General features: G+C 33.5%; 4 protein-coding genes. All 4 read left to right on the top strand.

Features of this window, described 5'->3' with window-relative positions:
• Positions 1–81 precede the first annotated feature (81 nt).
• Complete coding sequence (gene modB / locus B3J44_RS01970; RefSeq protein WP_198857258.1) at positions 82–756, top strand: molybdate ABC transporter permease subunit; 675 nt, start codon at positions 82–84, stop codon at positions 754–756.
• Complete coding sequence (locus B3J44_RS01965; protein ID WP_286965342.1) at positions 756–1,631, top strand: ABC transporter ATP-binding protein; 876 nt, start codon at positions 756–758, stop codon at positions 1,629–1,631. The genes modB and B3J44_RS01965 overlap by 1 nt, the downstream gene beginning before the upstream one ends.
• Before the next feature lie 160 nt (positions 1,632–1,791).
• Positions 1,792–2,898, top strand: a complete 1,107-nt coding sequence (locus B3J44_RS01960) for a cytochrome-c peroxidase (protein WP_286965340.1) — start codon at positions 1,792–1,794, stop codon at positions 2,896–2,898.
• 16 nt (positions 2,899–2,914) lie between these two features.
• A partial coding sequence (locus B3J44_RS01955; protein WP_286965337.1) for a molybdopterin-dependent oxidoreductase occupies positions 2,915–3,360 on the top strand: 446 nt, incomplete at its 3' end.

Here is a 3,360-nt window from a genome sequence, read left to right as displayed (position 1 = left end):
ATGCCTGCGAACAATTAGATCTAAAAGAAAACCAAAACATATTGGCTTTAATAAAAACGAACGAAGTAAGCTTATCTGCCTATGATTAATCTAGACCCTTTATGGCTTACTGCAAAATTGGCTTTGATTACCACATTGATCCTTTTTATAGTCTCAATTCCGCTATGTTATTGGTTGTGCTACAGTCGGTTTCGATTAAAAGCCATTATTGAGGCTCTAATTAGTTTGCCTTTGGTTTTACCGCCATCTGTTTTAGGTTTTTATCTTTTAATAGCTTTTAGTCCAGAAAATGCTTTTGGCAAGTTTCTGTCAGATTATTTTGATGTGAGATTGGTTTTTACTTTTGAAGGATTAATTCTGGCATCAGTCTTATACAGTTTGCCTTTTATGGTGAACCCGATTTTATCAGGATTAAAAAATCTTTCTCCAACTTTGCAAGAGGCTTCTTTTACTTTAGGAAAATCGAGATTTACAACGATTACCAAAATTTTACTTCCAAATATTAGCGCTTCATTGTTTACTGGAATTATTATGACATTTGCCCATACTTTGGGAGAATTTGGAGTTGTTTTAATGGTTGGCGGGAGTATTCCAGAAGAAACAAAAGTAGTTTCTATTGCGATTTATGAAGAAGTAGAATCTATGAATTATCATAATGCCAATATATATGCTGGAATATTGTTTGCATTTTCTTTTTCAATTTTGTTAGCAGTTCATTTAATCAATAATAAATCCAGAAAAACAACTCTTTATTAATGATACAGTTTGATGCTTATAAAATGCTGCAGACAGCAGATGGCGAATTGCCATTAGATATCTCTCTGACGATAAAAAAAGGAGAGTTTGTTTCTGTTTACGGAAATTCGGGAGCCGGTAAGACAACCATTTTGAGAATTTTGGCAGGACTTACTCGAGCAGAGAAAGCAGTTATAAAAGTAGGAGAATCGGTTTGGGATGATTCTATAAAAAAAATCCATTTCCCTGTTCAAAATCGTTCTATTGGCTTTGTGTTTCAAGATTTTGCTTTGTTTCCAAATTTAACTGTAAAAGAGAATCTTGAGTTTGCTTTATCTAAAAATGATTCCAAAGAAATTATTCTAGAGTTGATAGAACTTATGGAATTGCAATCACTCCAGAATAGTAAACCGCAGAATTTATCGGGAGGACAAAAACAACGTGCAGCACTGGCAAGAGCAATTGTACGTATGCCTGAGATTCTTTTATTAGACGAACCTTTATCTGCATTAGACGATGAAATGCGATTTAAACTTCAGGATTATATTTTAAAAATTCATCAAAAATATAAATTGACTACACTGATGGTCAGTCATTCTATTTCTGAGATTTTTAAACTTTCAGACAAGGTAATTGTTGTTGATAAAGGTAAAATCGTAAAAGAAGGAACTCCAGAAAATGTATTTTCTGAACAGAAAATTAGCAGTAAATTTCAATTAACGGGAGAAATTATCAGCATTACTAAAAGTGATATTATTTATATAGTTCAGGTTTCTTCTGGTAACACTATTGTAAAAGTTGTTGCTACAGAAGAAGAGGGAAGGGAATATAAGATTGGGCAAAAAGTGCTGATCGCTTCTAAAGCATTCAATTCTGTAATTCAGATTTTGAAGTGATCTCAAAAAGATCGATTAAAAACATCTTTTTTAAGTATTAATACTTATTTTAGCAATGTGAAAAAACTAAGTATTTAGGATTTTTCTAATCTGCAGTATTCATTTAAAAACATAATGAGGATATTGTGAATTACTAAACGGGTTCTTTTAAAAAAAGATAATGCAAATTAAATCGCATCATAAAAAAATTACATTATTTTTTGTGTTGGCAACAGCTGTATTGTTTATGGCTGTTACCGATATAGAACCCCCATATACAGATCCTTACAAGTTGAAATATCCAGATTATTTTGGAAACAGAATTAGTATTCCAGAAGATAATTTGACCACAAAACAAGGTGTTTTTCTAGGTAGAATGTTGTTTTATGAAACGAAATTATCTTCAAATAAAACAATTTCCTGTGCAAGCTGCCATCAGCAGAAACTTGCTTTTACAGACGGAAAAGCTTTTAGTCTAGGTGTGAATAATGTGCCAACTAAGCGTAGTTCAATGTCATTAGCCAATTTGCTTTGGGTTCGAAATTTTTTCTGGGACGGAAGAGCGAAAGGCCTAGAAGAGCAAGCAAATTTTCCGCTTAATGATCCGCACGAAATGGGTGCTTATTTGGATAAAGCAGCTAAGGAGCTTCAGAAAACAAAAGAATATCCGCCACTTTTCAGAGATGCGTTTGGCACAGCAGAAATTACATCAGATAAAATAACCAAGGCAATTGCACAATTTGAACGCACTTTAATATCTGCGAATTCAAATTATGACAAATATCTTAGAGGTGAATATAAACCTACTAAACAAGAATTAAATGGCATGGAACTCTTTATGAATTCGCCACAGCCAGAAAAAAATAGTAGAGGAGCCAACTGTGCGCAATGTCACGGAACACCCAAAATGTACATGGAATTGTTTCATAACAACGGCCTTGATGAAGAGCCAAAAGACATCGGACGTGAGGAGCAGACAGGAATGGCAAATGATAGAGGAAGATTTAGGGTGGCAACGCTCCGCAACATTGCACTTACTGCGCCGTATATGCATGATGGCAGGTTTAAAAGTCTTGATGAAGTATTAGATCATTATAATGAACATATTAAGCCAAGTAAATCGTTAAGCATATCTTTGAAAGGTAGTTCTAACAATTTGAATGGAAAAAATTTGGGACTAACGGCAAATGAAAAATCAGACGTTATCGCTTTTCTCGAAATGCTGACAGATTCTACTTTTATTAATGATCCAAAATTTTCTAATCCGCATTTAAAGAGAATTAAATAATTTAAAAACAACTAAAATGAGAGAACGTTTTTTAGCTATTATTTTTTTAGCAACACTATTTTTTGCTAACATTTCGAACAGTTTGTATGCACAAAATTCTTCTAAAGAACCTGTTGTGAAAATTGAAGGAGAAGTTTTAAAAACACTTTCAATTAGTATTTCTGACTTCGGAAAAATGCCGCATGTAGAACAAAACATGAAAGATCGAGATGGAAAAATACAGCATTATTCGGGAGTTCCTGTTATTGAATTATTAAAAGAAGCTGGAGTAACACTTGGCAAAGAACTAAAAGGAGAAAACTTGACAAAGTACATGTTAGTGCGAGCAAGTGACGGCTACGAAGTTATTTTTTCGTTAGCAGAATTAGATCCAGCTTTTGCAAACAGAGTAATTATTCTAGCAGATAAAAAAGACGGAAAACCACTAGAAGATGGGATAGGACCATTTCGTTTGGTTGTACC

Origin of the sequence: Flavobacterium sp. UBA4854 (assembly GCF_002399805.1) — a bacterium.
Taxonomy (GTDB): domain Bacteria; phylum Bacteroidota; class Bacteroidia; order Flavobacteriales; family Flavobacteriaceae; genus Flavobacterium; species Flavobacterium ginsengisoli.
This window is presented reverse-complemented; position numbering and strand designations above follow the sequence as displayed.